At 68.6% G+C, this 26771-nt stretch carries 26 protein-coding genes and 4 pseudogenes; 14 read left to right on the forward strand and 16 right to left on the reverse strand.

Going from position 1 to position 26771, the window contains the following annotated elements; translation table 11 throughout:
• The first annotated feature begins 15 nt into the window (after positions 1-15).
• The gene (glmS, locus tag MKK64_RS04715) at positions 16-1842 is read left to right on the forward strand and encodes a glutamine--fructose-6-phosphate transaminase (isomerizing) (protein ID WP_243932404.1); all 1827 of its coding nucleotides are present in this window, start codon (positions 16-18) and stop codon (positions 1840-1842) included.
• Positions 1843-1852: 10 nt separating this feature from the next.
• Here the strand turns inward: glmS and MKK64_RS04720 are convergent, their stop codons facing one another.
• From MKK64_RS04720 to MKK64_RS04735, 4 genes and pseudogenes are all read right to left on the reverse strand, one after another.
• Entirely contained in the window at positions 1853-2584 is a 732-nt protein-coding gene (locus MKK64_RS04720) for an MIP/aquaporin family protein (RefSeq protein WP_243932405.1), read from the reverse strand.
• Between the two features lie 50 nt (positions 2585-2634).
• Positions 2635-4139: pseudogene (gene glpK, locus MKK64_RS04725) on the reverse strand (glycerol kinase GlpK).
• A gap of 84 nt (positions 4140-4223) precedes the next feature.
• Positions 4224-5756, reverse strand: a complete 1533-nt coding sequence (glpD, locus tag MKK64_RS04730) for a glycerol-3-phosphate dehydrogenase (RefSeq protein WP_243932406.1) — start codon at positions 5754-5756, stop codon at positions 4224-4226.
• Positions 5757-5842: 86 nt separating this feature from the next.
• Positions 5843-6676: a DeoR/GlpR family DNA-binding transcription regulator gene (locus MKK64_RS04735; RefSeq protein WP_243932407.1), complete on the reverse strand. Its 834-nt coding sequence runs from the start codon at positions 6674-6676 to the stop codon at positions 5843-5845.
• An 84-nt stretch (positions 6677-6760) separates the two neighbouring features.
• On the opposite strand from MKK64_RS04735, the gene MKK64_RS28220 reads away from it, so the two are divergent.
• Together MKK64_RS28220 and MKK64_RS28225 are read left to right on the forward strand one after the other, a co-directional pair.
• Positions 6761-6958, forward strand: coding sequence for a hypothetical protein (locus tag MKK64_RS28220; RefSeq protein ID WP_313898889.1), 198 nt, complete (start codon positions 6761-6763; stop codon positions 6956-6958).
• Complete coding sequence (locus tag MKK64_RS28225) at positions 6946-7074, forward strand: hypothetical protein (protein WP_313898890.1); 129 nt, start codon at positions 6946-6948, stop codon at positions 7072-7074. The genes MKK64_RS28220 and MKK64_RS28225 overlap by 13 nt, the downstream gene beginning before the upstream one ends.
• A gap of 225 nt (positions 7075-7299) precedes the next feature.
• On the opposite strand, the pseudogene MKK64_RS04745 reads toward MKK64_RS28225, so the two are convergent.
• Positions 7300-8201 (reverse strand): annotated as a pseudogene (locus tag MKK64_RS04745) (SDR family oxidoreductase).
• 99 nt (positions 8202-8300) lie between these two features.
• Between MKK64_RS04745 and MKK64_RS04750 the strand changes: the two are divergent.
• Positions 8301-9164 (forward strand): helix-turn-helix transcriptional regulator, encoded by an 864-nt coding sequence (locus tag MKK64_RS04750; RefSeq protein ID WP_243932408.1) that lies wholly within the window; start codon positions 8301-8303, stop codon positions 9162-9164.
• A gap of 73 nt (positions 9165-9237) precedes the next feature.
• Positions 9238-10485: a winged helix-turn-helix domain-containing protein gene (locus tag MKK64_RS04755; protein ID WP_409567881.1), complete on the forward strand. Its 1248-nt coding sequence runs from the start codon at positions 9238-9240 to the stop codon at positions 10483-10485.
• A 100-nt stretch (positions 10486-10585) separates the two neighbouring features.
• Here the strand turns inward: MKK64_RS04755 and MKK64_RS04760 are convergent, their stop codons facing one another.
• From MKK64_RS04760 to MKK64_RS04770, 3 genes are all read right to left on the reverse strand, one after another.
• Entirely contained in the window at positions 10586-11842 is a 1257-nt protein-coding gene (locus MKK64_RS04760; RefSeq protein WP_243932410.1) for a YbfB/YjiJ family MFS transporter, read from the reverse strand.
• 75 nt (positions 11843-11917) lie between these two features.
• On the reverse strand, positions 11918-12322 hold the full coding sequence (locus MKK64_RS04765; RefSeq protein WP_147843978.1) for a VOC family protein: 405 nt from the start codon (positions 12320-12322) through the stop codon (positions 11918-11920).
• A complete protein-coding gene (locus MKK64_RS04770; protein ID WP_243932411.1) occupies positions 12319-12936 on the reverse strand; it encodes a pyridoxamine 5'-phosphate oxidase family protein in 618 nt (205 codons plus the stop codon). The genes MKK64_RS04765 and MKK64_RS04770 overlap by 4 nt, the downstream gene beginning before the upstream one ends.
• 80 nt (positions 12937-13016) lie before the next feature.
• On the opposite strand from MKK64_RS04770, the gene MKK64_RS04775 reads away from it, so the two are divergent.
• Positions 13017-13907, forward strand: a complete 891-nt coding sequence (locus MKK64_RS04775; protein ID WP_243932412.1) for a LysR family transcriptional regulator — start codon at positions 13017-13019, stop codon at positions 13905-13907.
• 106 nt (positions 13908-14013) lie between these two features.
• Here the strand turns inward: MKK64_RS04775 and MKK64_RS04780 are convergent.
• The 6 genes and pseudogenes from MKK64_RS04780 to MKK64_RS04805 form a co-directional block, all read right to left on the reverse strand.
• A pseudogene (locus MKK64_RS04780) lies at positions 14014-14388 on the reverse strand (transposase); the annotation flags it as partial.
• Positions 14389-14643: 255 nt separating this feature from the next.
• Entirely contained in the window at positions 14644-14853 is a 210-nt protein-coding gene (locus MKK64_RS04785; protein WP_147727535.1) for a hypothetical protein, read from the reverse strand.
• Between the two features lie 514 nt (positions 14854-15367).
• Positions 15368-15811 carry a hypothetical protein gene (locus MKK64_RS04790; RefSeq protein WP_147843975.1) on the reverse strand — a complete coding sequence of 148 codons (444 nt, stop codon included), beginning with the start codon at positions 15809-15811 and terminating at the stop codon, positions 15368-15370.
• Complete coding sequence (locus MKK64_RS04795) at positions 15808-16170, reverse strand: XRE family transcriptional regulator (protein WP_147843974.1); 363 nt, start codon at positions 16168-16170, stop codon at positions 15808-15810. Before MKK64_RS04795 ends, MKK64_RS04790 begins: the two co-directional genes overlap by 4 nt.
• A 43-nt stretch (positions 16171-16213) precedes the next feature.
• On the reverse strand, positions 16214-16699 hold the full coding sequence (locus tag MKK64_RS04800) for a hypothetical protein (protein WP_243932413.1): 486 nt from the start codon (positions 16697-16699) through the stop codon (positions 16214-16216).
• Positions 16700-16929: 230 nt separating this feature from the next.
• A complete protein-coding gene (locus MKK64_RS04805) occupies positions 16930-17271 on the reverse strand; it encodes a hypothetical protein (RefSeq protein WP_243932414.1) in 342 nt (113 codons plus the stop codon).
• Positions 17272-17819: 548 nt separating this feature from the next.
• On the opposite strand from MKK64_RS04805, the gene MKK64_RS04810 reads away from it, so the two are divergent.
• The 5 genes from MKK64_RS04810 to MKK64_RS04830 all read left to right on the forward strand — a co-directional run bounded on the left by MKK64_RS04810 (position 17820) and on the right by MKK64_RS04830 (position 22134).
• Positions 17820-19847, forward strand: coding sequence for a beta strand repeat-containing protein (locus tag MKK64_RS04810; protein ID WP_243932416.1), 2028 nt, complete (start codon positions 17820-17822; stop codon positions 19845-19847).
• A gap of 65 nt (positions 19848-19912) precedes the next feature.
• A complete protein-coding gene (gene csgH, locus MKK64_RS04815) occupies positions 19913-20311 on the forward strand; it encodes a curli-like amyloid fiber formation chaperone CsgH (protein WP_243932418.1) in 399 nt (132 codons plus the stop codon).
• Complete coding sequence (locus MKK64_RS04820; RefSeq protein WP_243932420.1) at positions 20296-20817, forward strand: hypothetical protein; 522 nt, start codon at positions 20296-20298, stop codon at positions 20815-20817. Before csgH ends, MKK64_RS04820 begins: the two co-directional genes overlap by 16 nt.
• Positions 20818-20822: 5 nt before the next feature.
• Positions 20823-21155, forward strand: coding sequence for a curli assembly protein CsgF (locus MKK64_RS04825; RefSeq protein WP_243932422.1), 333 nt, complete (start codon positions 20823-20825; stop codon positions 21153-21155).
• 55 nt (positions 21156-21210) lie between these two features.
• Positions 21211-22134 carry a CsgG/HfaB family protein gene (locus tag MKK64_RS04830; RefSeq protein WP_243932423.1) on the forward strand — a complete coding sequence of 308 codons (924 nt, stop codon included), beginning with the start codon at positions 21211-21213 and terminating at the stop codon, positions 22132-22134.
• Positions 22135-22189: 55 nt separating this feature from the next.
• Here MKK64_RS04830 and MKK64_RS04835 read toward each other — a convergent pair whose 3' ends face one another.
• Positions 22190-22471: a hypothetical protein gene (locus MKK64_RS04835; protein ID WP_243932425.1), complete on the reverse strand. Its 282-nt coding sequence runs from the start codon at positions 22469-22471 to the stop codon at positions 22190-22192.
• Positions 22472-22736: 265 nt separating this feature from the next.
• On the opposite strand from MKK64_RS04835, the gene MKK64_RS04840 reads away from it, so the two are divergent.
• From MKK64_RS04840 to MKK64_RS04850, 3 genes and pseudogenes are all read left to right on the forward strand, one after another.
• Positions 22737-23621: a lytic transglycosylase domain-containing protein gene (locus tag MKK64_RS04840; protein WP_243932431.1), complete on the forward strand. Its 885-nt coding sequence runs from the start codon at positions 22737-22739 to the stop codon at positions 23619-23621.
• A 100-nt stretch (positions 23622-23721) separates the two neighbouring features.
• Positions 23722-24274 (forward strand): annotated as a pseudogene (locus MKK64_RS04845) (integrase core domain-containing protein); the annotation flags it as partial.
• 49 nt (positions 24275-24323) lie between these two features.
• Entirely contained in the window at positions 24324-25235 is a 912-nt protein-coding gene (locus tag MKK64_RS04850) for a class I SAM-dependent methyltransferase (protein ID WP_243932433.1), read from the forward strand.
• 1293 nt (positions 25236-26528) lie between these two features.
• On the opposite strand, the gene MKK64_RS04855 is transcribed toward MKK64_RS04850, so the two are convergent.
• Positions 26529-26756: a Rieske (2Fe-2S) protein gene (locus tag MKK64_RS04855; RefSeq protein ID WP_243932445.1), complete on the reverse strand. Its 228-nt coding sequence runs from the start codon at positions 26754-26756 to the stop codon at positions 26529-26531.
• Positions 26757-26771 lie beyond the last annotated feature (15 nt).

Consider the following 26771-nt stretch of genomic DNA (forward strand, 5'->3'; position numbering starts at 1 on the left):
GAAAGACAACCCAGCATGTGCGGCATCGTCGGCATCGTCGGTAACGGGGCAGTGGCCGGTCCGCTGATCGAGGCGTTGCGGCGCCTGGAATACCGCGGCTACGACTCGGCCGGCATCGCCACGCTGGAGCAGGGCCGCCTGGCGCGCAGGCGGGCGTCGGGCAAGCTCGTCAACCTCGAGGCGCGCCTGCGCGAGGAGCCGCTGGCGGGCGCGATCGGCATCGGCCACACCCGCTGGGCGACGCACGGGCGGCCGAACGAGACCAACGCCCACCCCCACGCCACCGCGCGGCTCGCGGTCGTGCACAACGGCATCATCGAGAACTTCCGCGCGCTCAAGCAGGAGCTCGAGGCCACGGGCGTCCGCTTCGAGAGCGAGACCGACACCGAGGTGGTGGCCCAGCTCGTCAGCCACGCCATGGACCAGGGCCTCGGGCCGGTCGAGGCGGTCGCCGCCTGCCTGCCGCGCCTGCGCGGCGCCTTCGCGCTCGGCTTCCTGTTCTCCGGTCACGACGACCTGCTGATCGGCGCCCGCCACGGCGCGCCGCTCGCCATCGGCTTCGGCCAGGGCGAGACCTATCTCGGCTCGGACGCGCTGGCGCTGGCGCCGTTCACCGACGCGCTCACCTACCTGGAGGAGGGCGACTGGGCGATCCTGTCGCGCGCCGGCGCCGAGATCCGCGACATCCACGGCACGGTGGTCCAGCGCCCGCGCCAGACCATCGCGACCCAGGCCTACCGGATCGACAAGGGCAACCATCGCCACTTCATGGCCAAGGAGATTCACGAGCAGCCGGAAGTCGTCGGCCGCACGCTCTCCCACTACGTCGACCTCGCCCAGGGCCGCGTCGCGCTGCCCGAGCCGCTGCCGTTCGACTTCTCCAAGCTGTCCCGCCTCAACATCACCGCCTGCGGCACCGCCTTCTATGCCGGGCTCGTCGCCCGCTACTGGTTCGAGCAGATCGCGCGGCTGCCGGTCGAGATCGACGTGGCCTCCGAGGCGCGCTACCGCGAGGCGCCGCTGGAGCGGGACGGGCTGACCCTCGTCATCTCGCAATCGGGCGAGACCGCCGACACCCTGGCCTCCCTGCGCTACGCGAAGTCCCAGGGCCAGCACAGCGTCTGCGTCGTCAACGTGCCGACCTCGACCATCGCGCGGGAATCCTCCGTGGTGCTGCCGACGCTCGCCGGCCCCGAGATCGGCGTGGCCTCGACCAAGGCGTTCTCGTGCCAGCTCACGGTGCTGCTGTGCCTGGCCATCGCCGCGGGGCGCGCGCGCGGCACCATCGATGCGGCCGAGGAGCGCCGCCTCGTCGACGCGCTGATCACCGTGCCCGGCCTGATGGCCGACGCGCTCGCCCGCGAGAGCGAGATCGAGGGGCTGGCCCGCGAGATCGCCAAGGCGCGCGACGTGCTCTACCTCGGCCGCGGGACGAGCTACCCGATGGCGATGGAGGGCGCGTTGAAGCTGAAGGAGATCAGCTACATCCATGCCGAAGGCTATGCGGCGGGCGAGCTCAAGCACGGGCCGATCGCCCTGATCGACGAGAGCGTGCCGGTGATCGTGATCGCCCCCCACGACGCGGTGTTCGAGAAGACCGTGTCGAACATGCAGGAAGTCGCCGCCCGCGGCGGGCGCATCGTGCTGATCGGCGACGCCAAGGGCGCGGCCGAGCACGGGCTCGACACCCTGGCCACGGTGACGATGCCCGACCTCGACCCGACGGTGGCGCCGATCGTCTACGCGGTGCCGATCCAGCTCGTCGCCTACCACACCGCCGTCGTCATGGGTAAGGACGTCGACCAGCCGAGAAACCTCGCCAAATCGGTGACGGTGGAATAGGCGCCGGCCGTCAGACGCCGATCAGCAGGATCGCGAGCGCCGCGAGCACCGCACCGATCGCCGGGCCGGCGACCGGGATCAGGGCGTAGCCCCAATCCGAGTGCCCCTTGCCGCCGATCGGCAGCACCGCATGGGCGAGGCGCGGCCCGAGATCGCGGGCCGGGTTGATCGCGTAGCCGGTGGTGCCGCCGAGCGAGAGGCCGATCCCCCAGACCACCATGCCGACGAGGTAGGGCGCCAGCCCCGTCGGGATGTTGCCGGAAGCCCCCACCGTCCGCGACAGCAGGGCGCTGACGATCAGGATCAGCAGGAAGGTGCCGATGATCTCGCTCGTCCAGTTCGCGGCCGATTGCCGGATCGCCGGATCGGTGCAGAAGCAGGCCCGCTTCAGGCCCTGATCCTCGGTGACGGCCCAGTGCGGCAGGTAGTGCAGCCAGACCACGGTCGCGCCGAGGAAGGCGCCGATCATCTGCGCGGGCACGTAGACCAGGAGCTTGCTCGGATTCCCGGACGTGATCGCACCGGCGATCGTCACCGCCGGGTTGATGTGTGCGTCGGGGCTGCCCGTCGCGGTCGCGACGAAGATGCCGGCCAGCACCGCGAAGGCCCAGCCGGCGGTGATCGCGATCCAGCCCGCGCCCTCAGCCTTGGAGCCGCGCAGCAGCGCGCCGGCAACGACCCCGTTGCCGAGGATGATCAGCACCATCGTGCCGAGAAGCTCGCCCAGGAACGGCGACGTCATGGGATGTCCTCCGAGAGTGTCTGGGATGGGAAGCGGTCGAGGCGGCGGCCTCAATCCTCCTGCTCGTCCCAGTCGAAGGCGCGCTTCACGGCGCGGCCCCAGGCGGCGGTGATGCGCCGGCGCTCGCCCGCGTCCATGTTCGGCACCCAGCGCCGGTCGACGCCCCAGTTGCGCACGAGGTCGTCGGTGCTCCGCCAGTAGCCGGTGGCGAGGCCCGCCGCGTAGGCAGCGCCGAGTGCCGTGGTCTCGGTGACCCGCGGGCGCACCACCGGCACGTCGAGGATGTCGGCCTGGAACTGCATTAGGGTGACGTTGGCGACCATGCCGCCGTCCGAGCGCAGCTCGCGCACGGGGATGCCGGAATCCTTCTCCATCGCCTCCAGCACCTCGTGCGTCTGGAAGGCGGTCGCCTCCAGGCAGGCGCGGGCGATGTGGCCGCGGTTGGCGTAGCGGGTCAGGCCGATGATCAGGCCACGGGCGCCCTCGTTCCAGTGCGGCGCGTAGAGGCCCGAGAAGGCGGGCACGAAGTAGACGCCGCCGTTGTCCGCGACCGTGGTGGCGAGGCTCTCGACCTCGGCGCTGTCCTGGATCATGTGCAGGTTGTCGCGCAGCCACTGCACCAGGGCGCCGGTGATCGCGATCGAGCCCTCGAGCGCGTAGACCGCCGGCTTGCCGTCGAGCTTGTACCCGAGCGTGGTGACGAGGCCGCAGGTGGAGGGTACGGGCGTCTCGCCGGTGTTCATCAGTGCGAAGCAGCCGGTGCCGTAGGTGTTCTTGGCCTCGCCCGGCTGGAAGCAGGCCTGGCCGAACAGGGCCGCCTGCTGGTCGCCGAGGATGCCGGCGATCGGCACGCCGGAAAACGGCACCTGCGTCTCGCCGTAGACCTGCGAGGGGAGACGATCTCGGGCAGCATCGCCCGCGGGATGCCGAAGGCCGAGAGCATGCCGTCGTCCCAGGCCAGAGTCTCGAGGGACATCAGCTGGGTGCGGCTGGCATTGGTCACGTCGGTGAGGTGGAGGCCGCCGTCCGGGCCGCCCGTCAGGTTCCAAACGAGCCAGGTGTCGATGTTGCCGAACAGCACGTCGCCGGCTTCCGCCTTCTCCCGCGCGCCCGCGACGTGGTCGAGGAGCCAGCGCAGCTTCAGCCCGGAGAAGTAGCTCGCCAGCGGCAGGCCGGTAAGCGCGCGGAAGCGGTCGCGCCCGCCGTCGCGGGCATATTCGGTGACGAGGCGGTCGTTGCGGGTGTCCTGCCAGACCAGGGCGTTGTGGAGCGGTTGGCCGGTGCGCCTGTCCCAGATCAGCGTGGTCTCGCGCTGGTTGGTGATGCCGATCGACAGGAGGTCCTTCGGCGTCAGCCCGGCGCCGTCGAGGGCGTCCTGCATCACGCCTTGGGTGTTGCGCCAGATCTCCATCGGATCGTGCTCGACATGGCCGGGCCGCGGATAGATCTGCGCGTGCTCGCGCTGCTTGCAGACGATGATGCGCCCCTCGCGGTCGAACACGATGAAGCGGCTGCTGGTGGTGCCTTGGTCGATGGCGCCGACATACTGGGACATGGCTGTCTTCCTCCCTTGCGGACCGTGGGTCGATCGTCTCCCGCGGACCGGTCTTCGCGCCGGTTCCGCGCCGCGCACCTTGATTCAGGCGGCTTCCGCCTTTCGCGTCAGGTAGGCGGCGAGCCGCGCGGCCCCGTCCGGGCTGGTGCGCAGGCCGAGCTTCGAGCGCCGCCACAGGATGTCCTCCGCCGTGCGGACCCATTCCGAGCGGACGAGGTAGTCGACCTCCGCCGCGCTCAGGCCGCCCTCGAACGCCTCGCCGAGGTCGGCCAGGCTGCGCGCGCCTTTGACGATGGCCCGCGCCTCGGTGCCGTAGGCGCGGGCGAGCCGCCGGGCGGTCTCGGCCGGCAGGAACGGCGCCTCGCGGGCGAAGGCGGCGAGGAAGGCGTCGAAATCCGCCTCCGGCATCGCTCCGCCGGGCAGGGTCGCCTCGCCCGTCCAGGCCGGCTTCAGGCCGGGGAAGTGGGACGCGATCTTCTCGATCGCGTGCTCGGCGAGACGGCGGTAGGTGGTGATCTTGCCCCCGAACACCGAGAGCGCCGGCGCCTGCCCGCCGGCATCGTCGACGTCGAGCACGTAGTCGCGGGTCACCGCCGAGGCGTTGGCGGCGGCGTCGTCGTAGAGCGGGCGCACCCCCGAATAGCTCCAGACCACGTCCTTCGGCCCGATCGCCTTGGCGAACGAGCGGTTGATGCAGTCGCAGAGGTAGCGCGTCTCGTCCTTTGAGATCCGCACCGGGCCGGGCTCGTCCGCGTAGGGGACGTCGGTGGTGCCGATCAGCGTGAAGTCGCGCTCGTAGGGGATCGCGAAGATGATGCGCTTGTCGGGCTGCTGCAGGATGTAGGCCTGATCGCCCTCGTAGAGCTTGGCGACCACGATGTGGCTGCCCTTGATCAGCCGCACCGCCGCGCGGCTGTTCACGCCGAGCGTTCCGCCGAGCGTCGCGCTCACCCAGGGGCCGGCGGCGTTCACCACCGCCTTCGCCCGGACGGTCTCGGTGCGCCCGGTGACGGCGTCGCGCAGGGTCGCCGTCCACGTCCCGTCGACCCGGCGCGCCGACTCGACGCCGGTGCGGGTGCGGATCTCGGCGCCGCGGGCCCGCGCATCCATGGCGTTCAGAACCACGAGGCGGCTGTCCTCCACCCAGCAGTCGGAATAGACGAACCCCTTCGTGAGCCGGTCCTGAAGCGGTGCGCCCACCGGCGATGTTCGCAAGCGAACCATCTTGGAGCCGGGCAGGGTGCGCAGCCGGGCGAGGTGGTCGTACAGGAACAGGCCGGCCCGCAGCATCCAGGCCGGGCGCAGGCCCGCGTCGTGCGGCAGCACGAAGCGGAGCGGCCAGATGATGTGCGGCGCCTGCCGCAGCAGGCGCTCGCGCTCGGCCAGAGCCTCCCGCACCAGGCGGAACTCGTAGTATTCGAGGTAGCGCAGGCCGCCGTGGATCAGCTTGGTGCTCGAGGACGAGGTGAATTCCGCGAGGTCTCCGCGCTCGCACAGCAGCACGGAGAGGCCACGCCCGGCCGCGTCGCGGGCGATGCCGGTGCCGTTGATGCCGCCGCCGATGACGAGCAGGTCGTAGGGGGCGCCCAGCGCCCGCACGTTCGAGACCGTCGTCATGAGTCGCCTCCCTCCCCGGCCGATGCCCGGGTCGGCAGAATATTACCTTATCTTAGGATTTTCGCAAGCGAAAATTGCGATGTTCGCTACGGCTCGTCTTGGTCGGCCACCGCGAGGGCGACGCCGTGGCGTTCCATCAGGGCGACGATCTCGGGCGGCGGGACGCGGTCGGTGAAGAAGGTGTCGATCTGCTCCAGCCGCCCGACCTCGACCATCGGGCGGCGGGTGAACTTGGTGTGATCGGCCACGAGGAAGGTCTGGCGCGCATGCGCCAGGATGGTCTGCGTCGCCCGCACCTCCTCGTAATCGTAGTCGAGCAGGGCGCCGTCGGCGTCGATCCCGCTGATGCCGATGACCGCCACGTCGACCCGGAACTGGCTGAGGGTGTCGCAGGTGAGCTGCCCCAGGACGGCGCCGTCGCGGTTGCGGATCGTGCCGCCCGCCACGACGATGCGGAAGTCGGTCGCCTCCGCCAGCCCGACCGCCACGTTGAGGTTGTTGGTGATGATGCTGAGGTCGTCGTGGCGGACGAGCTCGCGCGCCACCGCCTCCGGCGTGGTGCCGATGTTGAGGAACACCGAGCAGTGCGACGGGATGCGGCCGGCCGCCAGCCGGCCGATCCGGGTCTTCTCGGACAGCAGCGTGGTGCGGCGGTCGGCGTAGTCGATGTTCTCGACGCTGGACGGCAGGCCGCCGCCGCCCCGGTAGCGCTCGAGCCGCCCCTCCGCGCTGAGCTCGTTGAGGTCGCGCCGGATCGTCTGCACGGTCACGCCGAACTGGCTCGCCAGGGCCTCGATCGTCACGAAGCCGCGCTGGCGCACCGCGGCGACGATCGCCCCGCGCCGCGTCTCGACCGCCGACGCGTCGGCGCGCTCGCCCGCCTTCCGCTCGAAGCCGCCCCGCTCGACCATACGCGTCATGGAAACTCCGGCCCGGGGCTCGCACGCCTCGGATCGGAGTGTAGGTGACCGGCGGGGTTTCGCAAACGAAACGCGCAGGCCCAGGTGCCGGCGGCGCTCGACCTGTCCTCGGGGCTGTTCGAGCAGATCGTCTACCGCGACGGCGCCCGGCAGTCGCGGAACGACCACACCGACCCGATCCGCCGCGAGCACAGGCCGGCAGTGCACGTGCGCATCGTCGAGAGCGGCGCGCCGACGGGCGGCGTCGGCGCGCCCGGGCTGCCCCCGCCGTGCTCAACGTGATCGCGGCGCTGACCGGGCAGCGCATCCGCGCCCTGCCGGTCGCCGACCTTGCGCGCAGGCCGGTTTCGCGCGCCTTTTCCGGCAGCCCTGGTGAATCGCGGGTGCGGCGCGCGTGAGCGCGAGGGGAGACCGTCGATGCCGGAGGTCGTCCGGGACGCGGCGATCGCGCCATCCTCCGAGGCCGTGTCGACCGGGCTCCGGGCTCCCGACCGACGCCGCCGCCCTCGTGCTCCTGACGCTGCCCCCCCGTCATCCTGTGGCTGCTCGTGCGGACGCCGCTCGGCATCGCCCGCGGGGAGCTGCGCACGCTGTCGTCCTGACGGGCGAAGGCCTCGGGCGCCTCAGGCGGGCGGCCGGGAATAGTCCATCCGCTCCAAGTCCTCGATCAGGCCCCGGCCGGTCGGGTGCCAGCCGAGCCGGGCCCGCGTCAGCGCGCTGGAGGCCGGCATGTGAGGCCGACGAACGCGGCGAGCCAGCCGAAATGCGCGGCGGCGTCTTCCGGCGCGAGGGCGACCGCCGGCAGCTTCAGGCCGCGGCCGATGGTCTGCGCGATGTCGCGGGCGGCGACGCCCTCCTCGGCGACCGCGTGGTAGCGGGCGCCCGCCTCCCGCCGCGCGAAGGCGAGCGCGTAGAGCCGGGCGACGTCGAGGACCGGCGCCGCCGCCCAGCGGTTGGCGCCGTCGCCGACATAGGCCGAGACGCCGGTCCGCCGGGCGAGGTCGATCAGGTAGGTGATCAGCCCCTGCTTGACCGTGTCGTGCACCTGCGGAAGCCGCACCACCGACACGTTCACCCCCGCCTCCAGCAGTGCGGCCCCGGCGAGCTCGGAGGCGATGCGCGGGTTCGGGTGCGCGCGGTCGAAGACGTCCTCCCGGGCCGGGCCGCCGTCGTCGGGGCTCCCGATTCCCGCACCGGAGGTGATGAGCAGCGGCCGATCCGAGCCGGCAAGGGCGGCCCCCAGGGCCTCGATCGCCCGCCGGTCCTTGTCGCAATTGGCGACGAAGTTCGTGAAGTCGTCGTGGTCGAAGGCGGTGTGGATCACGCCGTCGGCCTGCGCGGCGCCGCGGCGCAGGCTGTCCGGGTCGTCAAGGGTGCCGCGATGCGGCTCGACCCCGGCCTCGATCAGCTTGCGGGCGCCGGCCTCCGAGCGGGTCAACCCGAGCACCCGATGCCCGGACCGGAGCAGTTCCGGGACGATGGCCGAGCCGATGAAGCCGGTGGCGCCGGTGAGGAAGATGCGCATGCGATGCACTCCGCTGTGATCAGAGCGCCCCTTGTCGGCCCGCCGCCGATCCCGTTAAAGTCGTGACCGTATCCCGGTATACGTCCCAACAGGATCGCCATGCCCGCCCGTTCCGAACCCTCGCTGGGCGCCTACCTGCGGGATCGGCGCACCAAGCTCGATCCGGCCGCCCTCGGGTTCTCGGGCCGCCGTCGCACGCCGGGCCTGCGCCGGGAGGAGGTCGCCCAGCGCTCGAACATCAGCGCGACCTGGTACACCTGGCTGGAGCAGGGGCGCGGCGGCGCGCCATCGGCGGACGTGCTGAACCGCATCGCCGCCGGGCTGATGCTGACCGAGCCCGAGCGCGAGCACGTCTTCATGCTGGCGCTGGGGCGTCCGCCCGAGGTCCGCTACCGGCCGCAGGAGGGGATCACGCCGCGCCTCCAGCGCTTGCTCGACACGCTGGAGGTCAGCCCGGCCCTGATCAAGACCGCGACCTGGGACGTCGTCGCCTGGAACCGCGCCGCCGCCGTCGTGATGACCAACTGGGAACCGCTGCCACCCGGCGAGCGCAACATCCTGCGCCGCATGTTCGGCGACCCGCGGGTGCGGACGGCGCAGCAGGATTGGGACAGCGTCGCCCGCTTCGTGGTCGGCGCGTTCCGGGCGGACGCGGTGCGGGCCGGCGCGGCCTCCGAGGTCGGCGAGCTGGTGGACGAGCTCTGCCGCACCAGCCCGGACTTCGCCGCCCTGTGGCGGGAGAACGACGTCCACGCCCACGGAGACGGGGTCAAGCGGCTCCGTCACCCCGTCCTGGGCCCGATCGAGCTGGAGTTCTCGGCCTTCGCCGTGGACGGAAGACCGGATCTCGGCATGATCGTCTACAACCCAGTCACCCCGGAGGTTCGCGAGCGGATCCGCACCCTCGTCCACGCGCGGCAGGGCGAAAACGGCGCCGACGGGTTGCCGCCGAAGGCCGCGTAGTGCACGCGGCGCAGCTCCCGAACTCCGTGCGGCCCTTGCCGGGCCTCGTGCCGCCCCTGTCCGGAGGCCGGCCCTGACGGCAGACCTCTCCGCCTCCGAGGCCCGTCGCATCGCCCTCGTCGCCCAGGGCTTCGCCGCGGGCCGGCGCGCGGGACCCGTCTCCGCCGCGCGGATGCGCAACGAGATCGGCCGGCTCGGCCTGCTTCAGATCGACAGCGTGAACGTGCTGGTGCGCGCCCAGTACCTGCCGCTGTTCTCGCGCCTGGGCCCCTACGAGCGCGGGCTCCTCGACGCCCTGGCGGCCGACCGGCCGAAGCGGTTCTTCGAATATTGGGGGCACGAGGCCTCGCTCCTGCCAGTCGACCATCACCCCCTGCTGCGCTGGCGCATGGCCCGGGCCCTCGCCGGCCGCGGCCTATGGCGGCGGCTCGAACCCTTCGCCGGGGACAGGCGCGGCGAAGCCGAAGCCCTCCTCGCCCGCATCGAGACGGAGGGGCCGCTGGCCGCCTCCGACGTCGCGGGCAACCGGGCCTCGCAGGGCATGTGGGTGTGGAGTGCGGCCAAGCACGCGCTCGAATGGCTGTTCTGGGCCGGCCTCGTCGCCTCGACGCACCGTCGCGGCAGCTTCGAGCGCGTCTACGACCTGCCCGAGCGCGTGCTTCCGCGCGCCGTCCTCGCGCATCCGACCCCGAGCGGCATCGACGCGCGGCGGGAGCTGATCGCACGCGCGGCGCGGGCGCTCGGCATCGCGACGGCGCAGGACCTGCGCGACTATTATCGCCTCGCGCCCGCCGATGCGCACCTGCCGATCGCGCAGCTGGTCGAGGACGGCACGCTGATTCCGGCCCGGGTCCGCGGCTGGCCGCAGCCGGCCTACCGGCACAGGGAGGCGCGGCTCGGCCGGCGGCTCGACGGCGCCGCGCTCCTGTCGCCCTTCGATCCGCTGATCTGGCACCGGCCGCGGACCGAGCGGCTGTTCGGCTTCCGCTATCGGCTCGAGATCTACACGCCCGCCCACCAGCGTGAGCACGGCTACTACGTCCTGCCCTTCCTGATGGACGGCGCGCTCGTCGCCCGCGTCGACCTGAAGGCGAACCGCCGGATCGGCGTGCTGGTCGTCCAGCGCGTGCACCTGGAGCCCGATGCGCCCCCCGGCACCATGGACCGGCTGCTCGGGGAGCTCCGCCTGATGGCGGCGTGGCTGGACCTGGCGAGCCTCGCCGCCGCGCCGGCGGCCGGCGCGACCGGCCTGCCCATCGCGGTCGCCGGCGAGCCCGACCCGCCGTCGATCGAACCGGGAGCGAACGAAGCCTCGGGCTGAGCGATCGCCGCGAGATCGTGCGGCGGCGCCGCTCGCCCCGCGTTCGGCACGGCTGCGATGCGGCACGGACGCTCAACTCCGCCGGACTCGGGCGCCAGCCTCAGGGACGGGCGGGGGAGGCGGGGCGCGGCGTCGCCAGCGCCGTGCCGAGGTCGATGGCGAGCGCCAGCACCATCGCGGACGTGCCGAGCGCGAACAGCAGCGTGTAGTTGCCCGCCGTGTGCGCAAAGACGAAGGACAGCCCGTAGGCGGCGCCGGCCTGGAACAGCGCGAACGCCACGGTGGCGACGCTCCAGGCCGCCTTCTGCCGCTCCGGCTCCCCGGGCAGGAGCTCGCCGATGCGGCCGAGCATGAGCGGCACGGTTCCGGTGACGAAGGCGCCGACCGCGACGCTCGACAGGATCAGCCACGACGGGCCGAGGCCGAGGGCCGGAATCGCGATCGCGCCGGCCTCGACCAGGAAGGCGAGCCGGAGCGCGGGACCGAAGCCGGTCCGGTCGGCGAGGTGCCCGACGAGGATCGGGCCGACCGTCGCGCCGAGCCCGAACAGCACCCAATAGTGCGATCCGGCCTGGATGCCCTGCCCGAGGCCGCGCGCGACGAGGTCGACGAGGAAGAGCATGTGCGGCACCCACGCGGCCGCGTTGAGCGCGTATTCCGCGTAGAGCGCCCGCAGCGCCGCCCGGCCTGGCGCGCGCGACGGCTCGGCACCGGCAACCGGCCGAACTGCCGCCGGAGCGTCGGACGGCCAGCCCCGCCAGCCGATGACGGTGAGCAGGCAGGAGAGCGCGCCGAGGCCGAACCAGGCCTGCTGCAAGCCGCCGCGCAGGAGGAGCGGGACGAGCGTCCCCGACGCCGCGATGCCGACGCCGATGCCCATGAAGATCAGGCCGCCGGCGAGGCCGCGCTTGCCCGGCGGCACGTGCGGAAGCACGGCGGGCGCGGCCAGCACCATCAGCGCGCCTCCGGCAAAGCCCGACGCGAAGCGCCAGGCGAAGAACCACGCGACGTTCAGCGGGTAGGCGCAGGCGAAGAACGCCGCGGTCGCCACCACCATCATCGCGCGGAGCACCACGGGAACGCGGGTGCGGGCGGCGAGCGGCCGCCCGAGCAGGGCGCCGGCGAGATAACCCGCAAGGTTGGCCGCCCCGAGATAGGCCGCGGTCGAGGCCTCGAACCAGCCGCCGTCGATGATCGCCGGAAGCAGCGGCGTATAGGCGAACCGCGCGAGCCCGATCCCGATCAGGCTGGCGCAGGAGGCCGAGGCGACCGCGCGCCGGGCCGTCCGTCTGTCGTCGGCGCCAGCGCGATCGCCGTGCGGAAGCGTTCGAGGCCGGGCAGGCGTCGGCAAGGCCATGGGACGAGGTTCCCGCCGTTCGGTCCGAGAGTGCAAGGCGTCGACGTGAAAGCCGGGCTGGCGACAGGAACGGTCCTACGCCGTGGCGAATTCGAGGCGCACGCCGCCCGGCATCGTGCCGATGAAGTGGTGCGTCTCGGACCCCTCCCGCATCGGACCGGGCGCGAACTCGATCGTCGTCCCCGGATGGCCGCGCACCCGGTCGTAGGCGGCGGCGAGCGCCGCGCGGTCGGCGACCTTGAGGGCGAGGTGATGCAGCCCGACGTTGGCGCGGCGGTCGAACGGCACCGCGGCCTCCGGATCGGCGATCCGCCACAGCGTCACGAGGATCGCGCCGTCGGAGACGAACACGGCGGGGTAGGACGGCACGCCGCCGGCGACGCGCCATCCGAGCGCGTCGACGAAGAAGCGCTCGGCGGCGTCGAGGTCCGGCACGGCGAGGCCGACGTGATGCACGCCACGGGTCGACGGCTCGGTCATGCGGAGGCTCCCTTGAGGCGCGCCAGCTCGGCGCGCAGGTTCGCGTTCTCGATGAGCAGCGGCCCGAGCTCGGCCTCGATCTCGGCGCGCGTGAAGCGCGGCGCGATGAATTGCGGGCAGTTCCAGTCGAAGCCGACCACGTCGATCAGGAACGCGGCCACGGCCGGCGGCGCCGCGGGATGCGAGACCCGCGCGACGAGATCGGGATCCTCGGCCGCCGCGACGATGCGCGCGTGGCCGATGAGCTTGAGCCGGCGCTGGGCCGGATAGTCCATCGCGAACAGGGCCACCCGGCCGCGCTCGATCACGTTGCCCTGCGAGATGTACTGCCGGTTGCCGGGATAGTCGGCGAATCCGATCCGGTTTTCGCCCAGCGACCGGACGAAGCCGGCCGGCCCCCCGCGATGCTGGATGTAGGGCCAGCCCTCGGGGCCGACGCTCGCCAGGTAGACGCTGTCGCGCGCCTGCAGGAAGGCGTGCTCGCGCTCGGTCAGCGCATCGCACCCGTCGGCGGACGCGGCCTCCCGCCTGGCGTAGCTGGCGCGGGAGCCGGCGCGCGCCTGGAGCGTGCGCGCCGTCTCGCCGAACAGGTGGTGGAAGTAGGTACCGGGCATGCCGGAGAGGTAGCGGCTTCACGCGGCGGCGATAATCCATCACCTTCGCAGTTCAGAATTTCGTTTTCGGGAATGATCGCGTGGACCGCTTCGCGGCGCTGACCACCTTCGTCGCGGTGGCCGAGCGGGGCGGCTTCAAGGCCGCCTCCCGCCACCTCGGCCACTCGCCGCCTGCGGTGACGCGGACCATCGCCGCCCTCGAGCGGCATCTCGGCGTGCCGCTGTTCCGGCGCTCGACCCGCAGCGTGGCGCTGACCGAGGAGGGCGCCGCCCTCCTGGATCGCGCCCGCGAGATCCTGATGCGGCTGCAGGATGCCGAGCACGTCGTGATGGGGCGCCAGGCGGCGCCGCACGGCGAGCTGCAGATCACGGCGCCGGTCGTCTTCGGCCGCCTGCACGTCCTCCCCGTGGTGGCGGACCTGCTCGCCCGGCACCGGCCGGTGTCGGCGCGGCTGATGCTGCTCGACCGGAACATCCGGCTGGTCGAGGAGGGGATCGACGTGGCGGTCCGCATCGGCGAGCCGCGCGACAGCCGTCTCAGGTCGGTCGCCCTCGGCACGGTGCGGCAGGTCATCGTCGCGAGCCCGGCCTACTGCGCCGCGCGCGGGCGGCCGGCCGACCCGAAGGCGCTCGCCGAGCACGACATCATCGCCGGCGACAACGTCCGAACCGGCTCCCACTGGCGCTTCGGCCCGCGGTCGCAGGGCGTCGCCGTCGCGCCGCGGCTGACCGTGACCTCGATCGATGCCCAGCTGGCCGCCGCCGCGGCCGGGCTCGGGCTCGCGAACGTCCTCAGCTACCAGGCGGCCGAGGGGCTCGCCGCGGGCCGATTGTGCAGCGTGCTCGACGCGCACGCGCCGCCGCCCGTGCCGATCCACCTGCTGTTCGATGCCAGCCGCGCGCACCTGCCGAGCGTCCGCCTGTTCATCGAGGCCATGCGCGCCCGCGCGCGGAGCGGCGCCTGGGGGTGAGTCCGGAGGCCGCCCGGACCGCATCGTCCGTCGTTTGAAGTCTTTAGGCTGACCGCGGGACCGTGGCTCGAACGCGCCCCGAGGAATCAGGGCCCCGCAAAGCGCATCGAAGACCTGAGCGGCCGGCCTGGGCGGGCCCCGTCCTCCGGAAATGGACGCGGCAGTGCTGCCAGGTTGCGCTCATCACCTGGGCCACCGATGCCTTGATGCCCTCGTGGGCGTCCGAGATCACCAGCTTGACCCCGCGCAGCCCCCGCCGGGCGAGCTTGCGGAAGGCTGTCCCGAACGTCTCGGCCTCGGAGGGGCCGACATCCATGCCGCGCACCTCGCGCCGGCCGTCGGTGCTCACGATCACCGCCGCCGAGGCGATCAAGAAAGATGGGAAGCACGAGCCTCTCCGCAGCTTCGAAATGCGCAGTTCGACGCTCCCGGCCCGCGTCTGCCAGTCCCGGTCACGATAGCCGTTGCGCTGGACCAGCCGCACACCCCGATGGTTCCGAGTGCCCTGGTCGGCAGGGATCCTCGGCGATCTTCGCGCCGCCGGCGTGCGGCCGTCCCCGCTCGCCATCCTGTGCGAGGCGACCGACGACGGACCGACCGATGCGGATCGTGAGCATCCTGGTCGACGAACTCGCTGCCGGCCCTGGGCTCGATCACGTCGCATGACGACCGGCGCCATCGAGAGGAAGGCCGCGACGACGGCCCTGACTCCGAATCGGAAGTCAGGGCCCGGAGCTTATCGCAGCGTCGGCGACTCACCGGTCTTGAGATGACGCTCGTCCCCCTCCGGTCCGCCGAGCGACACGTGCGAGTTCAGTCGATCGAGGTGCTCGAAGACGTGCTCGAAGGCATTCGTCACCGCCTGCTCGAAGGAGCCGTCGCCTTTGCCCTGCGCGGCCTTCAGAGCGCTGAGCAGTTCCTGATGCTTGTGGGTGTCGCTCGACATGCTGCTCTCCCGCCGGACCTCATGCCGGCAGGAAGGCCAAGCGCTGCAGATGATCGCGGTTCCCCATCACGGTGCACGACCAAGCCGTCGCCGACCTCATCGTGCGAGACCCTCGACCACAGCAAGAGAGGAGTAGGCCAGAAGGCTGGGACCGTGGGGAGGAAAAACCGCGATCGGGGTCATTCGGAGTCCGTGCGCGCGCCGGGATCGAGGTTTTGGCCAGCCCTCGATGTCGGGTCCGCATCCCGATCCCCATCTGAGATCGTGAATTGGAGGGCCGAGAAATGGCTCAGGACACCGCTCGAAGACCAACGCCTCGCATCAGGAAGGACCGCGGTGCTCCGTGGCCGCATCGAGGCCGCGAGCATCGATCCTGACTTGGTCGATCCGCGGAAGATTCCGCTCGGCATCGCGATCGACAAGTCCGCCTCGGCCTTCCATGAAGAACCTGGGCCAGAGCGCATCGCTGGCAGCATGGTGCTCAACCGTATCACCACACCGTGGGATCAAACACCTAGTCTGCGACGACCACCCTCAACGATCCGAGGCTGAGTTCTTCCGCCATGTCGCCCAGGACGGCGCGGACGCTGATGAGGCCCGTGCTCAAGATCTCGAAAGGCGAGAGGATCAGGCTCGCCGACGCCACGATGTATCGCGGCGCCGTGCTGCCGGATTCGAGCGCGGAAACGAGCTTCCGCTGCTCGGCGATAGGCGGCGTCTCCACCGGCTCCTCGATGATCGGATCCTCGAGGCCGGGCACGTAGCAGCGTAGCAGGACGGAGGAGAGCGGGTGCTCGGCCGATGAGATCACATGCGTATGGATGCAGAACTTCGGCAGGATGAACGGCATGTCCGGAGAGGCGAACATGACCGAATTGTAGCACCCGATGAAGCTCAGCTTTCCGCCCACCTCGTTACGAATGTCGTCGCAGAAGATCGAGAATCCATGGCGCTTCATGTGGAGGCGCTTTTCTGCCTCGCCTGCCGAGGTCGCACGTGGATCTGGCGGCTGGGCGGCAGCGTCGACGTCAGGGTGCGCGAAACGCCGACCAGGGTCGGTGCGCGAGACATCGCCGTGGACACTTCCGGGGGAGAGTTCTGGCCCGCCTGCCGCTCGACCTTGCGGATCTCGAAGACGATCTCGCGATCCAGGGCCCAAGCCAGATCGGCGATCAGTCGAAGCGAGAGCTGCTGATGCCCGGAAAGCTGGCCGTTGATGACCGAGCGCTCGAGAAGGAGCTTGTCGGCGACGGATTGGATGGAGGCGCCCGATGCCGTGCGTTCTTCCAGCAAGGCCTGGAGCAGCTCGCTGCGCACGCGACCGATCAGGCGTCCCGCCGATCGGGACCGGCCGTTGGTCCTAAAATGATATGACGTCACTCGGCGCCCCCCCCATCCCGCAAAGATCTTCTTTGATCCCCATCTCGCGTCGCATCCGCCGAATTTCGAGGCGATAGCCGCGATAGAGATCGTGATCTTTTACGCGATCAGCAAAATCTCCAAAAACACACACGAAGCAGTCTCTTGCCGGGAACCAGCCGAATATTCGAACGTCTACGGTCTTTAATTCCCATACAGGATTTTTTTCGAGTTTGACACAACGAAATTCCCGGCGATGAGCCAGGAAGCCGCCCGTCGAATATCGGTGAAAGAGGTCGTCGATCTGTTCGAGTGGTGTCGTTTCGGCTCCGCTTGGCGACGGTTCTTGCTGGCGTACTTGCCCATCTAGCCATCGCACGAAGTCTTGGGTGCCGAACAGCCGCCTGTTCGGCAGTTCGCGTGGACCAAGGACGGCTTCTAGCCGCACAATCCCTGGGTCTGCAAGAAGGTTCTCAAGCGTGTCCACCTGAATCACACGTTTCGCGAAAATCGCATTGATTTAGCTTAGGGAACGCCGCCTACACGAGCCGCGATCTTCAGACGCCGGGAATCCGCTCCGCACTCTAGCGTAGATGTGGAAGGTCCGAAGCGCTTTTGACGACCGTTGCCCCGAGACGGCCATCAAACGGAATAGGTCGCATCAAGTCACGATTCGGACGGACGAAATCGTCGATACACGATCGTGGTCATGAAATCTCAGCGCGAGCGGCCGGTCTGCGAGATCACGGCGACATTGCCCTGCCCTTGCTGATTGAGCGCGGCGACGTTTCCCATGCCGGTCTGCGAGACCATGCCATTGTTATAGCTTCCGATCTGCACGACCTGCGCCGTGTTGCCTGCCGGCCGGCTCGCGGCGGTGGCCTGGGCGGAGGCGAGAGTCACGGGCGCGGCCAGGAGCGGGCTTGCCGGGAGTCGCACGGGGACGTCGCCGGCCTGGGCGATCGCGGCCTGTGGAACATAGGCCTCGGCAGCAAGGATCGGGGTCGCACCGGGGATGATCAATGCAGCGAACGTTGCGACTTGCGCGAAGCGGATCATGTCTCGGGCCCCTCTACGATTCGGGATTCCCGTGTAGGGCCAATTCGTGATCGCCCCATTAACCAGCCTGGTCGCGACGCCGCCCTCGGTGTCTCGGCCAGGGGCCTCGAGAGCGGTCGCTCCGAGCAGGGACCGCACGGAACGATAAATGCAGATCTTCCGCCGGCGCTGCGACGCGAGGGGGCAATCGATCGCCGCCCCATCGAGTTCGTCTCGCGATGCCAGAGAAGCGGATGGCCGAATCGGCATCGCTCAGGGGCCGATATGTCCGCCAAATACCATCGCATCAACTATCTCGGAGTTGCGGCGGCGGGCGGCAGCCTGAAATACCTCAATCCCCATTCTTCCAGGCCCTCGCCGCAGTCGCGCGATCGTCGAAGAAGCGTGGAACGAAGGAGGATGTGCATCGTTAACTGAATTTTAACAACCTCACTTGCCGTTGATTGGTTAACGTGACATTAACTCGATCCGAGGGCAGCGAATCGTTCGATGCTCCACAGTGGTTGCAACTTCAAAGCGACCCGCCCGGATAGAGTAGGCATCTCCAAATGAAGACGTCAGCAGCGTTGGTGCTCGTTCTCGCGAGCTCCACGGCCGTTTTCGCGGCCGATAACGAGTCGTTCATCGCGCAGGTCGGCGCCTACAACGAGGCGCTCTCGGGCCAGGCCGGCGGCAACAACACGCAGAGCACGGTCCAGGCCGGCGTCAAGAACCGGGCCCTGACCTCGCAGGCGAACGCCAAGAGCACCCAGAACAAGTCCGGCATCGTCCAGCTCGGGGCCCGAAACAACGCCGTCGTCGGCCAGACGAACGGCAACAACACCCAGAGCGTGCTTCAGGTCGGCGCCGGCAACGTCAACGTCACCGCCCAGACCGCCGGCGCCAAGGGCGCGAACGACTCTACCTCGGCTCAGTTCGGCCTCGGCAACAGCGCTCTCATCGGCCAGAAGGACGGCTACAACACCCAGCGAAGCCTCCAGATCGGTGCCGTCAACTCGGCCGTGATCGGTCAGACCGGCGGAACCTTCGGCGAGAATACGTCGACCACCACGCAGATCGGTCTCGGCAACGGTGCCCTCGTCGGCCAGGCCGGCGGCAACAACACCCAGCAGACGCTGCAGGTCGGTGTCCGCAACGTCGCCGTCTCGGGTCAGACCGGCGGCAGCGCAGGCACCAACACCTCCACCACCGGCCAGTTCGGCACCGGCAACACCGCCCTCGTCGGACAGACCGACGGCAACAACACCCAGACCGCCCTGCAGGTCGGCGCCGGCAACTCGGTGGTATCCTCGCAGACCAAGGCCGGCACCGGCGCGGCCTCGAACGCCTCGCTCGTCCAGCAGTTCGGCTTCGCCAACGGCGCCGTCATCGGCCAGACCAACGGCGCTAACGCCCAGGACACGCTGCAGGTCGGCGCCGGCAACATGACCGTGCTCGCCCAGACCGGCGGCAAGTACGGCACGAACCTGTCGACCACCTCGCAGTTCGGCGTGAAGAACGATGCCGTCATCGGCCAGACCGGCGGCGGCAACCGTCAGGACACGCTGCAGGTCGGTGCCGGCAACATGACGGCGCTCGCCCAGACCGGCGGCAAGTACGGCACGAACCTGTCGACCACCTCGCAGTTCGGCGTGAAGAACGGCGCCGCCATCAGCCAGGACGGTGGCAACAACAGCCAGGGCACGCTCCAGGTCGGCGCCGGCAACTCCGCCGTCGTCGCTCAGAAGAGCGCCACCGCCGGCAGCAACAGCTCCGACATCGCCCAGTTCGGCGCCAACAACGGCGCCTTCGTCGGGCAGACCGACGGCAACAACGCCCAGAGCACGCTCCAGGTCGGCGTCGGCAACTTCGCCCTGACCAACCAGAGCGGTGGCGCCAAGTCGCGCGCGAACGCCTCCACCACGGAGCAGTTCGGCCTCGGCAACGTCTCGCTCGCCACCCAGATCGGCGGCAACAACGGCCAGGACACCCTCCAGGTCGGCGTCGACAACGTCTCGGTCACAGCTCAGGCCAGCAAACTCAAGGGCTTCACCAACACCGCTGCCACCACGCAGATCGGCGGCGGCAACAATGCCCTGACCTCGCAGAAGGGCGTCAGCCTCCTGCCGACCTCCAACAACTCGACCGTCGCCCAGATCGGCTCGCAGAACACCGCGATCGTCGGCCAGGAGAACGGCTCGAACCTGCAGGGCACCGTCCAGCTCGGCGACAAGAACGCCGCCGTCACCAGCCAGAGCAACAATTCGCTGGCGCTCAACGGCAACGGCGCCGCCACGCTGCAGATCGGCGCGAAGAACAAGGCGCTGACCGCCCAGGGCACCACCATCGCCAATCCGCTGGCCGATGGCATCGGTATCAACGGCTCGCTGATCGTGCAGGCCGGCTACAACAACACCGCCAATGCGTTCCAGACCACCGGCCCGCAGAACATGATCGGTGCCAACACCCAGCAGACGGTGCAGGTCGGTGCGGCCAACTACGCGATGACCTCGCAGTCCAGCGCCGGCAACGTCTCCAACAGCTCCGTCACCGCCCAGTTCGGCTACCGAAACACCGCCGTGACCGTGCAGCGCTAAGTCCCGGAAGGCGGCGGGCCGAACAAGCCTGCCGCCTCTCTTTCTCCAGATCGAGAGCAGACCGCATGCGGCGCGCAGCATCGCCGATCCGGGGTCTCGTGCGCTCAGCACTCCTCTGCCTTGCTGGTTGCCTCGGGACCCATCCGGCCTTCTCGATGCCCAGGGCCACGGCCTTCATCGCGAACGTGTCCTGCACCGTCGAAGCCGAACCGACCTCGCAATTCCTCCGCCTCCAGGCGCTCGCCAGAGCCGACCGCGATCTTCAAGGTCAGTATTCGCTCTTCGTCTCAAAGGAGAGCGAGACCGGAACCAGCCGGAATGTCCAGAGCGGCGACTTCGCGCTCTCGGCGAATTCGGAAACCGTCCTGTCGACCCTGACCCTGGAGCGCTCGGCACTCGGGCACTACGAGGCGAAACTGGTCCTCACGTGGGATCAAGGAAGCATCTCATGCCACTCGCCCTGACCCTCGGGCTCACCCGCGCGATCCGTCGCATCGCCACGGCGAGCGCATCCGTCGCCATCTGCGCCGCCCTCGCATCCGTCCCGGCCCGGGCCGAATCGGCCTACGTGGCGCAGGCAGCCATCGGCGCCTCGGTCCCGGTCCAGGCCTTCGGGTCGACCAACGGCGCCGCGACCCCGTTCGCTCGGTCGCCGGCGATCCCCGCGCCGATGGCGACGCCCGAGATGGCCGCCGCGCGCGGGTCCGGCCAGGTCGCGCAGACCCTGCAGATCGGCAACAACAACCACGTGGCTCATCTGCAGACAGGAACGGGAAATCAATCGACTGCCGGCATCATCGGCAACATGAATCAGGTTGGCGTGTTGCAGTCAGGCAACAATCTTCACTCCAACATTGTGCTACTTGGAACTCAAGGATTGAATGTCGGTGTAATTCAGCCTCAAGGGTCTATTCCGGTTAATATGTTGATTGCGCGCCTTCCGAATGGAGGCTTGTTGATTAAGCGTTAACTCGCATGACCCTAGATGATCTGAAATATCGCAGTGAGGGGCCGATGAAAATTTTAGCCTTGGCAGTTGCTTCGCTCCTGTGCGGAACCCTTGCGAGCGCGCCCGGATCGGCGACCGAGCAGCTCTATCGCCCGGTGAGCCCGACCTTCGGCGGCAATCCGCTCAACGGAACCTTTCTCCTGTCGACCGCGCAGGCGCAGGGCGCGGGCGCGAAATCCGGCCAGAACTCCCCGGATCTCTCCGGGCTCAACGAAGCGCTGAGCAAATTGGGCGGCTCGAACAGCGTGGCCACGCCCACCATCATCATCAACGGAACCGCTATCCCCGCGAACCCGTGATCGATCGGCTCGATCGCAGGACAACGACAAGAAGACGCGCAGGGGCTCGAGGCGAATGTTCACACTTCTGAAGCGCGTCGCGGTCGCCGCGGCTTTCGCGCCCGCCCTCGCGGGCTGCGTTGCGCTGACCGGATCGGCGCTCGATCCCGCGACCCAGCCGGCCGCCCTCGTGGCCGACACCAAGACCGGAATCATCCTCGAGAGGCTGCCGCCCCCGGTCCAGGCGCTGGATGTGGCGGTCTACAGTTTCCCGGACCTGACCGGACAGAACAAGCCGAACGACAACTTCGCGGAGTTCTCGCGTGCGACGACACAAGGCGGCGCACCGATCCTGACCGACGTGCTGGTGAAGGCCGGCGGCGGTCGCTGGTTCAACGTTGCCGAGCGCAACGAGCTCGCCGCTCTCCTCCAGGAGCGGCAGATCATCCAGAACACCCGCACCGCGGTGGAGGGTGACAAGTCCAAGGGGCTGCCACCGCTGCGCTTCGCCGGCGTCACGCTCCAGGGCGGCATCATCGGCTACGATTCGAACGAGACCACGGGCGGAATCGGCGCGAACTACCTCGGGATCGGCGGCAACGCGCAGTACCGGCAGGACATCGTCACCGTGGCCCTTCGCGCCGTCAGCGTTCAGACCGGCCGCGTCCTCGCCTCGGTGACCACGACGAAGACCATCTACTCGGTGCTGGTGAACGGAACCGCGTTCAAGTTCGCGGCGGTGGACCATCTGCTCCAGGCCGAAGCCGGCTTCACCAAGAATTCGCCCACGACCCTGGCCGTTCGGGAAGGCGTTCAGCTGGCGGTCTACTCACTCATCTTCGAGGGTGTGAAAAACAAGCTCTGGAAATTCAAGGATGCCGAGGCCGGCGAGGCGTTCTTGCGGGCCCTGGAGGACCAGCGTCGCGCGGTCGATTTCGCCGTGACGGAGCCGGGATCGCCCGAGGCCGTGTCACCGGTCGCCCTCGCGGCGAAGGGGTGACGCCGTCGCCGCGCGGGCTCGCCCGCCGTCACGCACGATGGATGCGGACCGGATGTCAGCGGGTTACGGGACGGCTCTGCTGGGTTGCGGTGTAGCAGGCCGGGGATTCGGAGTTCTGGCCGTTGCAGGTGACCGGCGCGGAGGGCCCGCGGACATTGGCGCTCTTCGCCTCGCCTTCGGGGATCGGCTGGGCCGGCGATCGCGAGCGCTCGGGAACCTGCTGGATCCGTGCCTCGGACGATTGCTCGATCGACGGGCGCGCGGGCGAGCCACGGTGAGGACGAACCTGCTCTCCTGCGATGACGGTCGTCGACACGCAAACCACCGCGAGGGCCATCCAAGGTCTCAACATGGTCGATCTCTTCCCTGGACGCGGCATTGCTTCTCGAAACCTCGATCACGCGGTTCAACTCTCGACAGGGCATCGCGTTTCCTGCGGTCCCGTCAAGCATGAATCTCGGGAAAGCCCGTCCCATCGCGCTTCGGTGCCGTCACCGCACAGGATCCGTCAAACGCTCGGAGCCTTCGCTGTCCTCCCGCCTCCGGCTGGGCATGGTTCTCGGCCCGATCGAGCAGGCGTTTTGATGTCGGACGGATCGGCCATGCGGTTCGCGGCCCGCCTGCGGACCTTCGTCGTGCTTGCCCTGCTTTGCGCGGCTTCGTCCGACCTCGCCCGGGCGGGGCAGAGCCCCGTTCAGGATGGGCCGGGCGGTGAGGCGGTCGCGGTCCAGTTGCGCGAAGGAGCCACCATCCCCCTCGTGCTGAAGGTCCTGAGGAGGCCGGTGCAGGCACCGCCGGCCAACACCGCGCCGCACGATGTGGGGGGGGTCAAACGCATCGCGCGCGAAGCCGCCGTCGCCCACTCCGTGCCGGTCGATTACTTCCTGCGCCTGATCAAGCAGGAAAGCGGTTTCAATCATCGCGCGGTCAGCCGCGCCGGCGCCCAGGGGATCGCGCAGTTCATGCCCGGCACGGCAGCCGTCCGCGGGCTGAAGAATCCCTTCGACCCGGCTGAGGCCCTGCCGAAATCGGCCGCCTTCCTCAGCGACCTCACCCGGCAATTCGGGAATATCGGCCTTGCCGCCGCCGCCTATAACGGCGGCCCGACGCGGGTCGCGAACTGGCTCGCTGGCCGCGGCGGCCTGCCTATGGAAACCCGAAGCTACGTCCTGGCGATCACCGGTCGGACGGCGGAGGAATGGGCACCGCCCGGTGCCAAACTCCTCGGAGGCGACACGCGCTCCGGCATTCTCCGAAAGGAAGCCGCGATGCGCGCCTCAGCCTACAAGGCGAAGAATTGGGAACTCGAGCTCCTCGAATCGTTGACCAACCGAACGACACCCATCCAAACCGGAAAGTCACCTGCAGGATCGAAATTCGCGAATCTGATGTCGTCAGCTCGATCCGGGAAACGCGTCACCCGCGTTTCGACGACGATGGCGGAACGTGCCCTGTGCCCGAGTTGCCTGATCCAAGGCAGTTACTGATTTGGCGTGCGCTCCTGTCGAAGAGGTAAGCGGATCTCGAAGGCATCGAAGGAGCAGTTTCGAAAACTCGATCCGCTCCACCACATGCGAGGACCACACACATATCCGGTCCTACGACTTCGTCGAGCATCGTACGCACAGGGGTCGCAAGCACCGAACGCCGAACGTGGCGGCGGGCCCAAGGATCGCGCAGCGCGCCCACCCGCAGGCGCCTGCTCAACCGGATCACTCGCAAGCTCCAGGCGGTAGACGTGATCGACGTGCTCTCGGACTTGTTCGGTTTAGATTGGGCACCCCATCAAATCCGCCCGGGCAACGGGCTGGAATTGATCGACAAAGCGGTCCAGGACTGGATCGCAGCGGTCGGCTCGCGGGCAGCCTGCATCAAGTCGGGCCGTCCCTGGGAAAGCGGCTATTGCGAAAGCTCCAACGCGAAGCTCCGCGACGAACGCCTGAACGGCGAGGTGATCTCCATCCTCAGGGAAGTCAGCGTCGGGATCGAGCATTGGCGGAGGCACGCCGACATCATCCGTCCACGCTCGTCACTCGGCTACCCGACGCCTGCGCTGGAGGCCGTCATCTGGCCGACGGAACCGAGCAGCTCGCCGCCGCTCGCCCACCCCGCCATCGTCACGCGCCCGACAATGCACTAACTTCGAAGCCGGGCCGCCGAATGGGGGCAGGCACGGTCGGATTGCTAAGATGGATAAGATCGTACGTTTCAGGCGAGAGCAGGCACTCAAGTCCGTGCGCCCGAAAGGCAAGTTGGGAGTCGAGCTTGGCCCCCTGAATCGGCCGATCATCTTACGCAGCGATGGTGATGTGCTCTACGCCGATCATCTATCCACGGAACATCTGCAAGCAAAATATGCGGCTCATGATGTGATGCGCCCCGACGCCGATCGCATCGTGGATGTCGATCTTGTGCTGGAGCACCAAGATCTCGCCGAGGCCCTCGGTCAGAGAGGACCGGTGGATTACATCGTCGCCAGCCACGTGATTGAGCATCTGCCTGATCCAATTCGCTGGCTCCAGGGCCTGGCAAGCGCCTTGAAAGCCGACGGCATCTTGTTTCTCGTTGTCCCCGACAAAAGGTTCACCTTCGATTTTCGCCGCACGACCTCGACGACAGGAGACTTGGTCGCGCACTACCTCGCTGGCGCGCGCATCGCCAGTCCGGCACAGGTGTTCGAGCACGTTGCACGTACCGTGAATGTCGATCCGAATGCGATTTGGGCCGGGCATGGGCGGGAGCCCGATGATATGTTCGATGGACAACTTGGCAACGCCTTAAACGTTGCGACAGATGTTTCGTTAAACAGCAGCTATCACGATGTTCACTGCACGGTATATACTCCTTACAGCTTCATAAAAATATTTCAAGAGTTGATATCTATGGGATTGGTAGAATTTAATATCATCGACATACTGCCAACGATGAAAAAATCCCATGAATTTTATGTAACCATGCAAAAGACTGGAGCCGGGTCTCAGCCGGCAATGCCATCTGATCTTGACATGGCTCTCCATCATGAATTGCCAACGCCAAAATCGATCGCCGCCAAGCTTCGGCAGCGATTCATGTCTCGTTTTGCAGCCACGCTCCCGCGATGATCGACGGAGGCTTCGCACAAATCATCGGGTGCGTGGAGGATCGACGTCGTGTCAGAAGGCCGGCCTTCCGAATTCGGCACCGCTGCCTTCGCGGTCGAGGTTCAGCGCCCGGATCGAGCGTGGAAAGCGAAGGCGGCCGTCCGGCACGCGCTCGGCCACCTCATCCACGAATATCGCACGACTCCGGAGTTCCTGCGGCTCAAACCGTCCTCGCCAGCATCAAACCCGTAGCCATTCGAATCTGGCGATGAGCTGATGGGTCCACGACCGAGACCAACGTGGCGCTACGCGTCGAGAAGATCCGCAAGGCGACAGGGGAGGGGCATCGGAACCGGCTCTGGTCGGTGGCGGAGCGCGAGGCAGGGCTGGCTGCGGCGCCTATCCAGCGGAAGACGCTGTGGCTTACATGCGGTACCGTGGGGGCCGTCTTGGAGAAGTGCGTGCAATGCCGGCCGCCGCTTATCAGGACGGCATGATCGCCCTCGGGACGGGGAAGGGGGATGCCGAGGTCTGCGTGCCGTGCCCGGCACCGCTGGCCACAATCCTCGAACAAGCGCCCGCCGAGCCGAACGCATCTGCTCGTCACGCCCGGAAGGCACGCCGTGGACCGATGGCGGGTGGAACGCGTCCTGGCGCAAGCTGCGCGCCCGGCCGGGAGAGGCAGGACAGGTGCGCCCGGGGCTGACGGCGCACAGCCTACGCCACAGCGTCGCGACCGACCTGCGCGAGCTCGGAAATACGGATCGGGAGATCGCCGATATCTTGGGCCAACGCACGGCCTACGCGACGCCGACGTACCACCGACATGAAACGGTCGAACGCACGCGTGATCGGCGATCTGCACGGGGAAGACCGTTCCGAAGAAAAGTCAAACCTGCCGCCGTAAGCGCTCGTCGTTGAAGCTAAGTCGTTGAAAATTCATTGGCTGGGGGACCTGGATACGGACCCTCGAAAAAGCCATACAAAAAGCCAAGACAATACAGACGGTTAGCTTCGCTGCCGCCACAGGATGTGTAGCAGCGGGGTGGAGGAGGGGCAAGTAAGATTGGCGGCATCGTTTCGCCCCTGAGCGGAGCATGAAGATGCCTCGGATAAAGGTTGTCGAGGACCACTGGGTGCAGCGTGGGCGGTTCGTCCCCGGCGAGCGAACCGTGCGTGGCGGAGTGGCCGAGTGCGCCAGGGTCATCGCGCATCAGCGATGCTCGCGAAGCGGGCGGGGTGGTCGGGGTGGAGCGAGTGCGGGCCACTTATGCCCCCCTAAAACGACAGAGGCTCTTACCGGCCAGAGGCGCTTTAAGCTGAGTCTATCGTGATCCAGAGTCCGTCGAGCGCTTGGTCCACGTGGTAGAGGCGAAGCGCACGAAAGGACCAGCCCGGCGAGACCGCTCCTGACGTGAGGTCGAAGGAGGCCAAGTGCCTCGGACAATGGATCCGGCCCGCCGCGCAGCGTCCAAGCGACAGGTCAGCGCCTTCGTGAGGGCAAGCCCGCTCCGCCGCGACAAGCCTTGCGCCGTCCCGCATGAGGATCAGGTGTTG

It is taken from the genome of Methylobacterium sp. E-025 (genome assembly GCF_022829705.1).
Classification (GTDB): domain Bacteria; phylum Pseudomonadota; class Alphaproteobacteria; order Rhizobiales; family Beijerinckiaceae; genus Methylobacterium.